The organism is Deinococcus sp. LM3 (assembly GCF_002017875.1).
Classification (GTDB): Bacteria; Deinococcota; Deinococci; order Deinococcales; family Deinococcaceae; genus Deinococcus.
This window is the reverse complement of record NZ_MUFV01000001.1, coordinates 1,262,501-1,277,500: the sequence shown is the minus strand read 5'-3', so window position 1 is coordinate 1,277,500 and position 15,000 is coordinate 1,262,501. Positions and strand designations below refer to the sequence as shown.

General features: G+C 69.8%; 13 protein-coding genes (2 of these 13 only partly in view). 5 read left to right on the top strand and 8 right to left on the bottom strand.

Features of this window, described 5'->3' with window-relative positions; all coding sequences use genetic code 11:
- On the bottom strand, positions 1-1,013 hold the 5' portion of the coding sequence (locus BXU09_RS05970) for an MFS transporter (RefSeq protein WP_078301183.1). The gene continues 175 nt to the left of window position 1, outside the view; only the first 1,013 of its 1,188 coding nucleotides appear in the window; the start codon lies at positions 1,011-1,013; the stop codon falls past the left edge of the window.
- 88 nt (positions 1,014-1,101) lie between these two features.
- Here BXU09_RS05970 and BXU09_RS05965 point away from each other — a divergent pair, with 88 nt between their 5' ends.
- The 4 genes from BXU09_RS05965 to BXU09_RS05950 all read left to right on the top strand — a co-directional run bounded on the left by BXU09_RS05965 (position 1,102) and on the right by BXU09_RS05950 (position 5,399).
- Positions 1,102-2,202: a substrate-binding domain-containing protein gene (locus BXU09_RS05965; protein ID WP_078301181.1), complete on the top strand. Its 1,101-nt coding sequence runs from the start codon at positions 1,102-1,104 to the stop codon at positions 2,200-2,202.
- Between the two features lie 61 nt (positions 2,203-2,263).
- Positions 2,264-3,256 (top strand): UDP-glucose 4-epimerase GalE, encoded by a 993-nt coding sequence (galE, locus tag BXU09_RS05960; protein WP_078301180.1) that lies wholly within the window; start codon positions 2,264-2,266, stop codon positions 3,254-3,256.
- Positions 3,253-3,918 (top strand): hypothetical protein, encoded by a 666-nt coding sequence (locus BXU09_RS05955; RefSeq protein WP_078301179.1) that lies wholly within the window; start codon positions 3,253-3,255, stop codon positions 3,916-3,918. Before galE ends, BXU09_RS05955 begins: the two co-directional genes overlap by 4 nt.
- A gap of 134 nt (positions 3,919-4,052) precedes the next feature.
- A complete protein-coding gene (locus BXU09_RS05950) occupies positions 4,053-5,399 on the top strand; it encodes a M20/M25/M40 family metallo-hydrolase (RefSeq protein WP_078301177.1) in 1,347 nt (448 codons plus the stop codon).
- A 224-nt stretch (positions 5,400-5,623) separates the two neighbouring features.
- On the opposite strand, the gene BXU09_RS05945 is transcribed toward BXU09_RS05950, so the two are convergent.
- The 6 genes from BXU09_RS05945 to BXU09_RS05920 form a co-directional block, all read right to left on the bottom strand.
- On the bottom strand, positions 5,624-6,301 hold the full coding sequence (locus BXU09_RS05945; RefSeq protein WP_055362461.1) for an SDR family oxidoreductase: 678 nt from the start codon (positions 6,299-6,301) through the stop codon (positions 5,624-5,626).
- A gap of 235 nt (positions 6,302-6,536) precedes the next feature.
- Positions 6,537-7,778, bottom strand: a complete 1,242-nt coding sequence (locus BXU09_RS05940; protein WP_078301175.1) for a M24 family metallopeptidase — start codon at positions 7,776-7,778, stop codon at positions 6,537-6,539.
- A 387-nt stretch (positions 7,779-8,165) separates the two neighbouring features.
- Entirely contained in the window at positions 8,166-8,624 is a 459-nt protein-coding gene (locus BXU09_RS05935; RefSeq protein ID WP_078301173.1) for a hypothetical protein, read from the bottom strand.
- A 189-nt stretch (positions 8,625-8,813) separates the two neighbouring features.
- Positions 8,814-10,442 (bottom strand): DUF4173 domain-containing protein, encoded by a 1,629-nt coding sequence (locus tag BXU09_RS05930; protein ID WP_078301171.1) that lies wholly within the window; start codon positions 10,440-10,442, stop codon positions 8,814-8,816.
- Positions 10,443-10,590: 148 nt separating this feature from the next.
- Positions 10,591-11,262, bottom strand: a complete 672-nt coding sequence (locus tag BXU09_RS05925) for an amino acid ABC transporter permease (protein WP_078304792.1) — start codon at positions 11,260-11,262, stop codon at positions 10,591-10,593.
- A gap of 107 nt (positions 11,263-11,369) precedes the next feature.
- Positions 11,370-12,137, bottom strand: coding sequence for a transporter substrate-binding domain-containing protein (locus BXU09_RS05920; protein ID WP_078301169.1), 768 nt, complete (start codon positions 12,135-12,137; stop codon positions 11,370-11,372).
- A gap of 200 nt (positions 12,138-12,337) precedes the next feature.
- Here BXU09_RS05920 and BXU09_RS05915 point away from each other — a divergent pair, with 200 nt between their 5' ends.
- Positions 12,338-14,188 carry a menaquinone biosynthesis decarboxylase gene (locus tag BXU09_RS05915; protein WP_078301167.1) on the top strand — a complete coding sequence of 617 codons (1,851 nt, stop codon included), beginning with the start codon at positions 12,338-12,340 and terminating at the stop codon, positions 14,186-14,188.
- Between the two features lie 548 nt (positions 14,189-14,736).
- Here the strand turns inward: BXU09_RS05915 and BXU09_RS05905 are convergent.
- Positions 14,737-15,000, bottom strand: the end of a protein-coding gene (locus BXU09_RS05905; protein ID WP_078301164.1) for an alpha-hydroxy acid oxidase. The gene runs 831 nt beyond the window's last position; only the last 264 of its 1,095 coding nucleotides appear in the window; its start codon lies off the right edge, out of view; its stop codon occupies positions 14,737-14,739.

Genomic DNA, 15,000 nt, shown 5'->3' with positions numbered 1-15,000 from the left:
CCGCCCAGGGCGTGCCCGGCGGCACCGTACATGACGGGTACGACGTTGCTGAGGCCCAGTCCGGACAGCGCGAACCCGGCGGCGGCGGGCAGCGGGTCGCGGGTGAGCAGGGCCAGCCCCAGGCCGGCGGCGGTGATGAGGGCGCCGCCGCGCACGATGGTCTCGTCGCCCAGGCGGGTGCGCAGGCGGTCTCCGAACCAGCGGCCCAGGGTCATGGTGGTGACGAACGCCGCGTACCCCAGTCCGGCCTGCCCGCCGGGCGAGCCGAGGACATCCCGGAAGTACAGCGCGGCCCAGTCGTAGTTGGCGCCCTCGGAAAGCATGCCCAGGAAGCACAGGGCGCCCAGCAGCGCCGCCGCCGCACTGATCGGGACGCGGCGCGGAGCGGCCTCGGGAGTGGCGGGGGTCGGGGTGGGCTGGGGCCGGTCGGGCAGCAGGAAGCGCCCGGCGATCAGCGCGGCCGCCGCCGTGACGACCGTGATGCCCAGGGCGTGGGTGGTCATGGGGACGCGCCCGACGAGCAGGGTGCCCAGCGCTGCCCCGATGACGCCGCCCAGGCTGAAGTAGGCGTGCAGGCGGCTCATGACCGGGCGGTTCAGGCGCTGCTCGACCGTGACGCCCTGGGCGTTCATGGCGACGTCCATGCTGCCGTTCGCGGCGCCCAGCACGGCCAGCGCGGCGATCAGCAGTGGCAGGCCGGGCGCCAGGAAGGGGGGCAGCAGGGTCAGCATGCACAGGACGGCGGCGACCCAGGTGACGCGGTGGCTGCCGTGGCGGGCGGTCCAGCCGCCGGTGAGGGTCATGCTGCACAGGCTGCCCAGGCCGATGGCGAGCAGGGCCGCGCCGATCTGCGCCTCGCTGAGGTTCAGGGCGTCGCGGATGCCGGGAATGTTCACGGCCCAGGTGGCGAACAGCGCGCCGTTGATCAGGAAGATGACGCTCAGGGCGCGGCGGGCGGCCTCGCCGGGGCGGTCGGGGGACGGTGGCTGGACAGGGGTGCTGGGGGCGGTCATGGGGGCCTCGCGGGTGGGCAGGGGAGGGGGCGGCTGGACAGTGCTCTGAATCGTTTCAGAATGGCCGGGAATACGCTACCATTCCGGTATGCCGCCCGCCAAGCCCACCGATACTGCCGGCCCTCCCCGCGCCGGTGGGCGCGTCACCCTGCGGGACGTGGCCCGCACCCTGGGCGTCAGTGTCGCCACCGTCAGCAACGCCTACAACCGACCCGACCAGCTCAGCGAGGACCTGCGTCAGCGCGTGCTTCAGGCCGCCCGCGACCTCGGCTACCACGGTCCCGACCCCCTGGCCCGCAGCCTGCGCCGGGGCCGCACCGGCGTGCTGGGCGTCGTGTACGACGCGCCGCTCGACTACGCCTTCGCCGACCCGGCCGCCGCGCTGTTCCTGGGCAGCGTCACCCGCACCGTGCAGAACCGCGACCTGAACGTCCTGCTGCTCGCGGCGCCGCACGACTCGCAGGCAGACGCGACCCTGGCCGTGCGGAACGCCAGCGTGGACGGCTTCATCGTGTACTGCGCCGCCGACGGCAGCGCCCTGCTGCGCGCCGTCCTGGAACGCGGACTGCCTACCGTCCTAGTGGATCAGGAACCCCAGGTGGGCGCCGTGAACGTCGGCATCGACGACGCCGGGGGGGCGCAGGCCGCCGCCGCGCACCTGCTCTCGCTGGGGCACCGGCACCTGGGCGTCCTGTGCCTGGAACTCTCGGAACAGCGCTCCAGCGGCCCGGTCGGCCCGGCGCGCGAGGCGCAGGCCAGCTACCGCACCACCGACCAGCGCCTGCGCGGCTACCGCGCCGCCGCCGCCCCCCACCCGGACGCCACCCTGTACCCCACCGAGGCCGCCCACAACACCCCCGACAGCGGCGAGGCCCTGACCCGCGACCTGCTGACCCGCCACCCGCAGGTCACGGCCCTGCTGTGCATGAGCGACGTGCTCGCCCAGGGTGCGCTGCGCGCCGCCGCCGCGCTCGGCCGCCGCGTACCGGAGGACCTCAGCGTGGTGGGCTTCGACGACCTGCCGGGCAGCGAGACGCTGGACCTCACGACCGTCTGGCAGCCCACGGGCGACAAGGGCGAACAGGTCGGGCAGGCCATGCTGACCCTGCTGGCCGGGCAGCCCGCCGCGCCCGTCACGCTGCCCACCCGTCTGGTCGTGCGCGGCACCACCGCACCACCCGCCGCCTGACCCCCGACCGGTCTGGCGGACCGGTCACCCCCCGGGCCGGTCCTGTACTACCCTGAACCGCATGAAGATTCTCGTGGTGGGCGGCGCAGGGTACATCGGTTCTCACACGGTCCGGCAACTGATCCGGGCCGGACACACGCCGGTCGTGTTCGACAACCTGTCCAGCGGACACGCCGAGGCCCTCCCCGCCGACGTTCCCCTGGTGCGCGGCGACCTGCTCGACGCCGACGCCGTCCGCGCCGCCCTGGACGCCCACCAGCCGGACGCCGTGATTCACTTCGCGGCGCTGATCGAGGTGGGCGAGAGCATGCGCGCCCCGGCCCGCTACTACCGCAACAACGTGGTCGGCAGCCTGAACCTCCTGCAGGCCATCACCGAGACCCGCAAGGTGCCGCTGGTGTTCTCCTCGACGGCCGCCGTGTACGGCACCACCGACCTCGTGCCCATCCCCGAGACGGCCGCCATGCAGCCCGAGAGCGTGTACGGCGAGACGAAACTCATGACCGAGAACATGATCCACGCGTTCCACACGGCGCACGGCCTGCCGTACACGGTCCTGCGGTACTTCAACGTGTGCGGCGCCGCCCCAGAAGGCGACATCGGCGAGGCGCACGCCGGGAAATCCCACCTGATCGAACTGGCCGCCCTGACCGCCCTGGGCCAGCGCGAGAAGATGTTCATCTTCGGCGACGACTACCCCACCCCCGACGGCACCTGCATCCGCGACTACGTGCACGTGCAGGACCTCGCCGACGCGCACGTCCTGGCGGTCGAGGCGCTGCTGGCCGGGCAGCGCACCGAAGGCACCTTCAACGTGGGCCTGGGCCACGGCTTCAGCGTCAAGGAGGTGCTGGACACCGTGGACGACGTGATCGGCACGCCCCTGAACCGCGAACTCGCCCCCCGCCGCGCCGGGGACCCCCCCCGCCTCGTGGCCGACGCCACCCGCATCCGCGAGGAACTGGGCTTCAAGCCGCAGTTCACGAACCTGAAAGACATCGTGCAGACCGCCTGGAACTGGCACAAAAGGCACCCGCACGACTTCAGGCAGTGAAGCATAGTGCCATCATCTGGAAGACAGACGCAGACATTACAGAGATTCTTCGGCGGAAGAGACTCAATTACCCTGACGAAAGTCCGGAGGTTCAGATCTACCTCTGCGAACATGACCTCGTTAAAGATCAAGATTCCTATTTTCCAGCCGATTTCTATGCCCTCGCAGAGATACTGACGCCCCCATTCTATGGCGAGGTCTATCTGCAAACTATCTGGGGCGAGGACTGCCTACCAACCAGCCTGCTCGTGCCTCTGCTCAACCTCAAGACCCTGGAGGTTCTCCGACAGCAGGCGCCCGGGCTGTTCCATGAGTACCCCGTCTTCGTCATGGAACTGCCCATCGGCTTCCGGTTACCCTCGGCCCGCGCCATGATGACTCACCCGGACGTTAGGGTGGCGCCCGACGGCTACGCCCTGATCTACCCCCTCCAGCACCTGGACCGAACGGAGGCGCGCGCCCGTCTCACCGGAAACGTCATCACGCTGGAAAGCGAGCAGGAGATTCCTGCTCTCTTCCGTTCCGGCTCCAACCTCTACGTCCGTGATGAAGTAAAACGCGCCTGCGAGGAGGCTGGGCTGTCTGGCCTTGAGTTCACGACAGAACTCAGCTTTTCCGAATTCTGGAAGCGTACAGGCATAGCTCGCTGGGAACACCCTTGAACGCATGAGGTCCGCTGAAGTGAACTCCGGCTGAACCGTAGGTCGAAACGGTTGCACCCGAGCAGGACTGCGCCGGGTGGGCAGGGAAGGCGGTGGCACTCGCACTCGGCGCGCAACTCCCGTAGCCTGCGGGCATGACACAACCCACTGCTGCCGACCTCGCCGCGCACACCGAACGCGGCCTGCGTGATCTCGCCGACCTCGTGGCCATTCCCAGCGTCTCCGCGCAGGGCCGCTCCCTGCCGGAGGCCGCGCAGGCCGTCACGCGACTGCTGGAAACCGAGGGCTTCACCGTCCGCGAGTACCCCGGTCAGGTCGCCCCGATCCTGCTGGCCGAGGCCGGCGACGGTCCCTTCACGCTGCTGATCTACAACCACTACGACGTGCAACCCGAGGATCCCGCTGACCTCTGGGACACCCCGCCGTTCACCCTGACCGAACGGGACGGTCGCCTGTACGGACGCGGCGCCAGCGACGACAAGGGCGAGTTCATCTCACGCCTCGCCGGACTGCGCGCCCTGAAAGATGCACGCGGCGGGCACCTGCCCCTGAAGGTCAGGTGGTTGATCGAGGGAGAAGAGGAGGTCGGCAGCCCCAGCCTGGAAGGCTTCCTGGCCGAACACGCCAGCGACCTGAAAGCCGACGGCGTGTGGTGGGAATTCGGGAGCATCACCCCCGAGGGCCGCCCGGTCCTGTACGCCGGACTGAAAGGCATCGTGTGCGTCGAACTGCGCTGCCGCGTGGCTGCCAGCGACCTGCACAGCAGCAACGGCGCCGTCGTGGACAACCCCCTGTGGCGACTGGCCGCCGCCGTCGCCAGCCTGCGCGGCCCGGACGGCACGGTCCTGATTCCCGGCTTCCACGACGACGTGCGCCCCCCCAGTCAGGCGGACCTGGACGCCATCGCCCAGCTTCAGGGCCGGGGCGAGGCGCTGCGCGACACGTACGACGTGACCCGCCCCCTGAGCGACGGCCACGACTACCACACCCGCCTGAACCTCAAGCCGGTCGTGAACGTCAACGGTTTCCACGGCGGGTACGAGGGCCAGGGCAGCAAGACCGTCCTGCCCGCTTCAGGGATGGTGAAACTCGACTTCCGCCTCGTGCCGGACCAGCACCCGGACCGCATCGTGGAACGCCTGCGCGCCCACCTGGATGCGCAGGGCTTCAGCGACATCGAGATCATCGAACTCGAAAGTCACCAGCATCCCGCCCGCAGCGACCTGAGCGACCCCTTCGTGCAGGCGGCCGTGCGGGTCGCCCGCGACGTGCACGGCCAAGAACCCATCCTGAACCCCAGCTCGGGCGGCAGCGGCCCCATGTACCCCTTCATGCAGCACGTCGGCGCGCCCGTCATCGCGCTGGGCATCGGGAACATCGGCGGGCGCGTCCACGCCCCCAACGAGAACATCATCCGCCGCAACTTCGCCAGTGGCGTGCGCTACGCCGCCGCTTTCCTGGCCGCACTGGCCGACGGGTAAGGCGCAGGGAACGCGGGGCGCCGCGCAGCAGCCGTGACCGGTTGGCGCAGCGCCCCCTCCCCGATCCTTGTACGGATTCCGTTTGTTTCGCTGACAATCCGGAACTTCACCGGACTGCCAGCTCCACGTCCGGAACCCGCTTGATTCCCACTCTGCGGGGCAGCTCTACGAGTCGCATCCGCTCGGATTGAATGGCTTGCAAAGCCATTCAATCGGAGTCCGTGTCAGGTATCGGGGTAGACCTTGATTTCGGTGATGTGCGCGCGGTCCGGGCGGGTCAGGGCGTGCGCGACGCTCTTGGCGAGGCCGCGCGGGTCGATCATGGTGTCCCAGGCCATGCCGGCGTCGCGGTTGCCCGGCGTGTCGATGGCGCCCATGGGGTACAGGACCATGCCGCGCACGCCCTTGTGTTTCAGTTCGTCGTGCAGGCTCAGGATGTACGCCGCGACCGCCGCCTTGCTGGCGGTGTACAGCGCTGCGCGGGGGCCGCTGAGGCGGGCGGCCTGCCCGGCGCTGACGCCCATGATCAGGCCGTCTTTCTGCCGGAGCATGTGCGGCAGGACGCCCTGCACGGCGTGGAACAGGCTGCTCATGTTCGTGTCGAAGGCGTCGCGCAGGTCGTCCGGGGTGGCCTTGTGCGCTTCCTGGGTGCTGTAGGACCCGACCGTGTGGATCAGGGTATCGACCTTGACCCGGCGGAGCGTGTCGATGCTGGAGGGATCGGTCAGGTCCAGGTCGAGGACTTCGGTGGCGGGAAAGCGGTCGGCGGCGCGTGCCAGACTTTCACCGCGCCCGACGAGGACCATCTGCGCGCCCGCGTCGTCGAGTTCCTGTGCGATGGCGGTGGCCAGTGCGCCGCCCGCTCCGGTCAGCATGATGGTGGAGGAGCCGAGGTTAGCCATGCCTTCAGGGTAACGGTTCCGGCGTGGGGGGCATCCTCAAGCCTGAAGGAAATCTTCAAGGGACGCTCACGGGCCGCCCGCCGTCAGTGGCCTGTGCTGTCATACGGACTCCGATTGAATGGGCTGCAAAGCCCATTCAATCCGAGCGAAGCGAGTGGGAGCGGGGCGGGTTCCGGACGTGGAGCCGGCAATCCGGTGAAGTTCCGGATTGTTGGCGAAACAAACGGAATCCGTATCAGTGGCCCGTGTCGCCGTACGCGCGGGCGCGCACCTGCGCCCAGTCGCCCTGCCCCAGGATGAACGGCGCGCGCTGCGTGTGGGTGGTCACGCGTGGCCCGGTCTGCGGGTCGAGGTACACGTCGATCTCACTGCGGATCCCGAAGCCCCGCGCGGCCGGGTACGTGCCGGGCTCGATGGTCACGGCCAGTCCGGGGGTCAGGGTGCGGGTGTCGCGCGTCTCGTAGTCGTCGAGGTTCGCGCCCGCTCCGTGGATGTTCACGCCCAGGTCGTGCCCGGTGCGGTGCAGGAAGAACGCTTCCCACTCCGGGCCCATGGCGTCGCGGGCGGCGCGGTCGGCCATCCAGCCCTGCAACTCTCCCCAGCCGCGCGCCGCGTAGCCGTCCTGAAGGGTGCGCAGCGCGGCGTCGCGGGCGGCCGCCACGGCATCCCAGGCCCCCAGGTATTCGGGCGTGGGCGTCCCGGCGTACCCGACCCAGGTGACGTCCGCGAACGGGCGGCCCGGTTCCTGCGCCCACAGGTCGATCAGCACGCACTCGCCGGGCTTCAGGGTGGCGTGACGTTCCGGGCTGGGTTCGTAGTGGCTGTCGGCGGCATTCACGCCGAAGCTCACGTTCACGGGGTGCCCGGCGCTCATGCCGGCCGCCTCGATCTGCCGCATGATCACGGCCTGCGCGTCCAGTTCCGTGACCGGATGCCCGGCCCGCAGGCGGTCGTGAATCAGGCGGAAGGCGTCGTCCTTGGCGGTCATCAGCACGCTCACGGCCCGCTCGTGCGCGGCCAGATCGTCGGCACTCCAGGCCAGGAACGACTGAAGCAGGTCCGCGCTGCTGTGAATGGCGGCGGCCCCGGCCGCCCGCACGCGCTCGATGGTACCGGCGTCCACGCGGCTCACGTACGGGACCGCGCCGCCCGCGCTGTATTCCATGGCCAGGGTGCGGCCCTGCACGACCTCGCGCAGCGCGGCGTCCAGCTGCCCGTGCGACCCGAAGGCGCGGCGTTCGGCGTTCCAGTGGCGGGTGATCTCGCCCCAGGTGCCGCCCTCGATGTGGTTATGCAGCACCACGGCCGGCCCGCTGCGCGGTACCCACACGAAGAACCGCCGGGTCAGGAACGCCCCACCCGGGAGGTTCAGGACGGTGCGGGCGTGCGGGTTCAGGCCCTGGAAGTCGTACACCAGCCAGCCGTCCAGGCTGGTCGCGGCGAGGGCCTGCTGCATGCGCGTGATCGGTGAGGTCATGCCGCCCAGCCTAACGCGGGCGCCGCGCGGGCCTGTCGGCCAGGACGGACGGTCGCCGCCGGGCACGCCGCGCACGAACGCGCCGCCCTTCCGGGAACAGGAGGGGCGGCGCGCAGACTGGAGCATCAGTTCAGGAGAGCGGGGGAAGCTGGACCAGGAGGGGGAGAGGCGCGGTGGGGGCGTCATCCACCGGCCACGCTTGACCTGCCTGCCTTCCAGTACGCGGCGCCGGGCGGAAAGGTTGCCGTGTCATACGGATTCCGTTTGTTTCGCTGACAATCCGGAACTTCACCGGATTGCCAGCTCCACGTCCGGAGGGGCGTTTCTCTCCTTCTCGCATCCGCTCGGATTGAATGGGCTGCAAAGACCGTTCAATCGGAGTCCGTGTCAGCGGTAGCGGGTGAAGGCGGCGCGCGAGGCGTAGTTCTGGCGGCCGCTGCCGTCCGTGAACTGCGTCAGGGCCTGCACGTCCAGCCGGCCGCGTGTAAAGGTCATGACCAGCGTGGTGTTCGAGTAGCCCTTGGCGTACACGGCGGTGGCGGTCAGGTGGTTGGTGTCGCTGACACTGGCGCCGTACGTGAGGACCGGGGCGCTGCCCCAGTCGCAGTCGGTGGGGTGGCAGCGGCCGAACACCTGCACGGTCAGCGGGCCGTCGCCGCTGCGGGTCACGTTCACGCGGGTGATGCCGCTGGTGGCGACGTTGCTGTTCACCCAGGTCCCCACGAATTCGGCGGGCGCGGCCTGTGCGCTCTGTGGGGCGAGCAGCCCGCACAGGCTCAGCGCGGCCAGCAACGCGGCGGGACGGGAGGAGCGGGGAGCATAGGCGGTCAGAGTGCGTGCAGTCATGGCGGGTCTCCTGGATGGGGGCGCGGGGCGGGGGAACGAGGCGACTGAGGGTTCACCGTGCAGGAAAACCGTCTGGGACGCTGTTCCTGCTGGTGAACTCAGGGTACGCGGCCCCCCGTGAGCGCCCCGTGATCGCGGGCCGTCAGGCAAGGGTCAGGCATGATCGGCGGGGACGGGGGAGTGTGCGGGTCAGCGGCTGCTGCTGTCCGGGGTGGCAGGCGGCAGGGTCTGCACGGCCGCGAATGCCCGCGCGTACGCCAGATTCCAGCTGCGCCAGTCGGGCGCGCGGCCGTACACGTCGCGCAGGAGGTTGATCAGGTCCTGCCGCTGCGTGCAGCCGGGCGCCGTGCCGGGACCGCAGGCCGGGACGGTCAGGGCGTCCAGGTGCCGCACGAGCTCCGGTACGGCGCCCGCGCCCAGCTGCGCCAGCTCCGCCGCGCCCACCCGCTGCGGCGTGAGGCGCAGGTCGTTCGTGACGCCCGACAGATGCCGATGAATGTTCACGCGGGCAATCAGCGCGGCCGGATTCAGGGCGGTAAGGGTCAGCAGGGTCAGCAGGCCGCCCAGCAGAGCCGGGAACGCGAACCGGTCGGTGTCGCCCCGCCACAGTCGCCATGCCAGCCACGCCAGGGTCAGGGTGATCCACGTCAGGAACGCGGCCCCCAGCACCCGCGTCTCGCTCAGGCCGTACGCCTGCGTGTACAGCGTCCAGCGTTGCGCGGCGCTGGCCAGGATCACGGCCAGGGGCAGCAGCACCGCGCCCGTCAGCGTCCGGAAGCCCGCCGAGGTCCGCGTGTGCGGGGCGCTCAGTCCGTGCGCGCCGAGTAGCACGCCGGCCGTCAGGAACGCCACGGTCATCAGTTCCGTGAACCCCCGCCGGATGAACGAGGCGTACGTTTCCCCGTCGGGCAGGGTGCCGCCCAGCAACGCCGGGAGTTGCAGGGCGGCGAAGGTCACGAACAGCGCGGCCAGCGCCGTGAGCGGCAGGCCCGTCTCGGTCAGGCCCAGGCGCGCGGCAGGAGGCGGGACGCGTAGGACGGTCGGTCGGGCGGCCAGCAGCGCCGGGTACAGCAGCCCGCCGGCCAGGGCGCACCACACCAGCAGCGTGACCGTCCACGAGAACGCGCCGTCCAGGTTCAGGTTCCAGCGCAGCGGCGCGCTCCCCAGCTGCGCGAAGCGGGCGTCCGCGCCGGCCAGCAGCGCCCCGAACACCAGCACGACCGGCGCGGTCAGGAGCAGGCCCAGCGCGATCCGGCCCGCGCGTCCCGGCGGTCCCTGCCGGGCCGGTGGGCGCAGCCGCTCCCAGGGAAAGCGGGCCAGCAGTGTCAGCGGACCGTAGGCCAGCCGCAGGCCGGCGCTCAGCAGCGCGCCCAGCAGGTGCGCGGGCGCGGCGCGGCGCAGGCCGGCGAAGCCCGATCCGGCCGGGCGCAGGAACGACAGGCCCAGCGTCAGCGAGGTCAGCAGGGCCAGGGCGTTCAGCACCCCCAGTTGCGGGGTGGGCGCGCGCAGCGTGAAGCTCAGGCCGAAGGCCACGGCGGTCAGCAGCAGCGTCAGCGCCGCCCGGTCGGGTCGTTCGCCCCGGCGGTTCAGCGCCCACAGGACCGCGCCGATCAGCAGGACCAGCCAGACGCCCAGGTTCAGGCCCAGTCCGGGCGTGCCGTGCGCGAGCAGGTGCGCGGCGGTGCCCAGGCCCAGCGCCAGCAGCAGGGGCGTGGCGGTCAGGACCGGGTGCGGGGCGTCCGGGGCCGCGTCCGTCGGGATCTGGGCGTCCAGGGCTGTGGGGCCGGACAGCGCGGGGCCGGACTCGTCTGAAGTCATGCCCGCACCGTACCCACGTGCCGCCTGGGCGGCGTCCACCGAAAGCAGTGAACCGAAAGGTGTGTCGACCACAGGAGGTGCCCCGCACAGAAGCGCCCCGCCCGGTGTGAGGTCCGGGCGGGGCGTGCGGGCCGCGTGGCCGTGGCGTTCAGCTGCCGCGCGAGAAGCGGCGTTCCAGGACGCGCTGCACGACTTCCAGCAGGCTGCTGACCGCCCAGTAGATCAGCGCGGCCGCGAGGTACGGCCCGAACGGTTCGAAGGTCCGCGCGATCACCAGTTGCGCGCTGCGCAGCAGTTCCACGACCGTGATCACGCTGACCAGCGAGGTATCCTTTACCAGACCGATCAGGGTGTTGCTCATGCTGGGCAGCGCCACCCGCGCGGCCTGCGGCAGCACGATCAGACGCATGGTCTGCCCGGCGTTCAGGCCCAGGCTGGTCGCGGCTTCCCGCTGGCCGCGCGGGATGCTCAGGATCGCGGCGCGGATGGTCTCGCTGAGGTACGCGGCGGCGTTCAGGGTCAGGGCGATCACGCCGCCCGCGATGGGATTCAGGGTGATGCCCAGGCTGGGCAGGCCGTAGTAGATGACGAAGATCTGTACCAGCAGCGGCGTGCCCCGGATGAACGACACGTACAGGCTGCTCAGGCCCCGCACCCAGCCCAGCCGGGACAGCCGCGCCAGCGCCACCAGGAACCCCAGCGGCAGGCCCAGCAGCATGGCGGCCAGCGCGAATCCCAGCGTGACGGGCAGCGCGCCCAGCAGGGTCGGCAGGGACGTCCAGGCGCTCTGGAGGACAAGTTGCAGCTGTTCAGTGTTCATGGTGTCTCCGGGGTTCATGAGGTCTCCGGGCGGGGAATGAGGGGTGGGCCACGAGCCCTGAGGAATATCCTCTCATCTCGTAGCCCACCCCTGAGGCGCGGCGACGTTCAGGGTTTGCTGACGTCCTGACCGAACCACTGGCGGCTGATCTTGGCGTAGGTGCCGTCGGCCTTGATCTGTAGCAGGGCGCGGTCCACGGCGGCCTTGAGGCTGGTGTTGCTCTTCTTCATGGCGATGCCGACCGCTTCGGGTTTGCCGATCACGCCGGCGCCGCGCACCGGGAGGTTCTGGGATTTGATCAGGTACCCGACGAGCAGGCGGTCGTTGAACGCGGCGTCCAGGCGGCCCGTGGCGAGGTCCGCGAGGTACTCGGGCGCGCCGGGGTACGTGACGACGTTGATGCCGCCGGCGTCGCGCAGGCTCTTCTCGAAGTTGCTGCCCAGGCCCACGCCCACGCGTTTGCCTTTCAGGTCGGCCAGCGTCTTCGGGTTGAAGCTCCCGGCCTTCTTCACGATGATCTGCGGGCTGGAGTACGCGTAGGGTCGGCTGAATCCGATGGTCTTCTCGCGTTCGGGGTTGATGCCGACCTGATTGACGATCACGTCGTACTTGTTGGCCTGCAGGCCGGCGAGGATGCCGCTCCATTCAGTCAGGACGAACTCGGCTTTCAGGCCCATCCTGGCGGCCACGGCTTTGGCGATGTCCACGTCGAAGCCGGTCAGGTTGCCTTTCGCGTCGCGGTAGGTGAAGGGCGCGTAGGTGCCTTCCATGCCGATTTTCAGCACGCCTTTTTGCAGGGTGGTGGGGGTGGCGGCGCTGGCGGTGACGGTCAGTGCGGCGGCGAGCGCCAGGGTGGTGCGGGTCAGGGTGTTCATGGTGGGACTCCTTGGGTGGGGCGGGTGGGGGAGACCGGCTGGTCCCCGCCCGGAAGTCATTAGTGTACAAAATACATCAACTTTGATTGCGATCCGGCTTGCACACGGCGGGCTGTCCTTCCTGAGCGTCCTCTCACGCGGCCGTCAGGCCCGCAAGCACGGGTACGGTTGCCCCGCCTCCCTCCCACTACACTCGGCGCATGGCCTTCCCGGACATTCAGAGCTTCATGCGCCTCCTCGAGGAACGCGGCGAACTGATTCGCGTCACGACCCCGGTCAGCCGGGAACTGGAAATCACCGAGATCGCCGACCGCATGGTCAAACAGGGCGGCCCCGCGCTGCTGTTCGAGAACGTGCTGGGCAGCGACTACCCGGTCGTCATCGGCCTGCTGGGCACCAAGGAACGCGTGGCGCTCGCCCTGGGCGTGGGCGACCTCGACGACCTCGCCGCCAAGGTCCGCGCGCTCATCGACCTGTCCGGCGGCGGCAGCAAACTGGGCCTGCTGAGCAACGTCACCAAACTGCGCGACGCCATGAACCTCCCGCCGCGCCGCGTCAGAAACGCCCCCGTGCAGCAGGTCGTGTGGCGCGGTGACGAGGTGGACCTCTCGAAGATCCCGGTCCTGAAATGCTGGCCGCTGGACGGCGGTCCGTTCGTCACGCTGCCGCTGGTCATCACCAAGGACCCCGAAACCGGCGAGCGCAACATGGGCATGTACCGCGTGCAGGTCATGAGCAAAAACACCACCGGCATGCACTGGCAGCGGCACAAGACCGGCACCAAGCACCTGGAGAAGGCCAGGAAAATGGGCCAGCGGCTGGAGGTCGCGGTCGCCATCGGCGGCGACCCGGCCCTGATCTACGCCGCCACCGCGCCCCTGCCACCCGTGCCGGGCCTGGACGAGTTCGCCCTAGCCGGCTACCTGCGCGGCCAGCGCTACCCGGTCGCCAAGGGCGTCACGGTGGATCTGGACGTGCCCGCCAACGCCGAATTCATCCTCGAAGGCTACGTGGACCCCAGCGAGGACTGGGTGATGGAGGGACCGTTCGGGGACCACACGGGCTTCTACACCCTGCCGGACCTGTACCCGCACTTCCACGTCACGGCCGTCACCATGCGCCGCAACCCCGTGTACCCGGCGACCATCGTGGGCCGCCCCCCCATGGAGGACGCGTACCTGATCGAGGCGTCCGAGCGGCTGTTCCTGCCCGCCGCGCAACTGATCATCCCGGAGATCGTCGATTACCACATGCCGCCCGCCGGGGTCGCGCACAACCTCGTGTTCGTGAGCATCAAGAAGTCGTACCCGGGGCAGGCGTACAAGGTCGCCAACGGCCTGTTCGGCCTGGGCCAGATGATGTTCGCCAAGGTCATCGTCGTCCTCGACGAGGACGTGACCGTCACCGACTTCGGGGCCGTGTGGCGCGAGGTGACGCAGAAGGCCGTGCCGGGCCGCGACACCCTCACCACGCGCGGCCCCATTGACGTCCTCGACCACTCCAGCCGGGGCTGGGGCTACGGCGGCAAACTCATCATCGACGCCACCACCAAACGCCCCGAGGAGGTCGGCAGCGCCGCCAGCAGCCGCCCCGACCAGGCCGGGGACGTGCTGTCTCCCACTCCCTGGGGAGAGGGCCGGGGTGAGGGGCCCCACGACCTGCCCACCTTCGACGGTGTCCTCGCCCAGCGGCATACCCCGGACGGCTACTGGCTGGTCGCGCTGCACAAGACCCGTGCCGGGCAGGCCCGCGACCTCGCCGCCGCCTTCGCCGCGCACCCCGCCGCCGCCGGCATCCGCCACCTGCTGATCTGCGACGACCAGACCGACGTGAACGACATCCAGGACGTCTGGTGGACCATCCTGAACAACATCGACGCCGAACGCGACGTGACCCTGCACGGCCACCTGCTCGCCTGGGACGGCGCGCAGAAGATTCCCGAAGAAGGCTTCGTGCGCGAGTGGCCGCCCAAGATCGTCATGGACCAGGGGATTGTGGACCGCGTGGACCGCCTGTGGAACGTGTACGGATTGCCGGAAACCCTGCGGTGAAGGAGGAGAGAGCAGAGGCCAGGGCAGAATCGTCTGGTAATTTCTGGGCATGCCCCGCGCCACTGCTGTCCGGCGTTCTGTTCCCTTGAACCGCGCCGGATCAACGGTGCTGTTGGGGTCCGGTTTGCTTCTGATCAGCTCATTCCTTCTTGTTCTCCCAGGGACTTCCGTCGTGAATGCAATTCGCTCTCGGGGCTGGACGCCGGTAGAGGCGCGCGTCACCGCCGTCTCTTCCCTGGCACACAGCTGCGCCGTGACGTACTCGTATGCCGTGAAAGGCCGCACCTACCAGAGCGACCGTATCGGGTGGGACGTGTTCGACGAGAGCCGTCACAAGGGACCCGACTGCGCCTCTCTCGGAGACGACCCTCAGCCCGCAGTGGGCGAGACCATTCAGGTGTTCTACGACCCTCTGAACCCAGGGCAGGCCGTACACCGGCCGGAACTCCCCGGCTCTTCGCTGTTCGGCATGGTGTGGGGCCTGGGCTTCACGGTCATGCTGGTGTTCATGCTCGTTCAGGTGTGGCGGCAGGAGAGCTGGCTGCGCATTACAGCCGCACCAGCGCCGGAGTCAGTTCTTCGACCCGCGCGGCGCCGCACAGGGCCATGGCAAGCCGGAATTCGTCTTCCAGCAGCTCCAGGGTGCGTTCCACGCCGGCCTGCCCTCCGGCGGCGAGGCCCCACAGGGCGGCCCGGCCGAGGAACACGGCGCGGGCGCCCAGCGCCACGGCTTTCAGGACGTCCGTGCCGCGCGTGATGCCGCCGTCAAGGTAGATCTCGGCGCGCCCGGCGACGGCGTCCACGATTTCCGG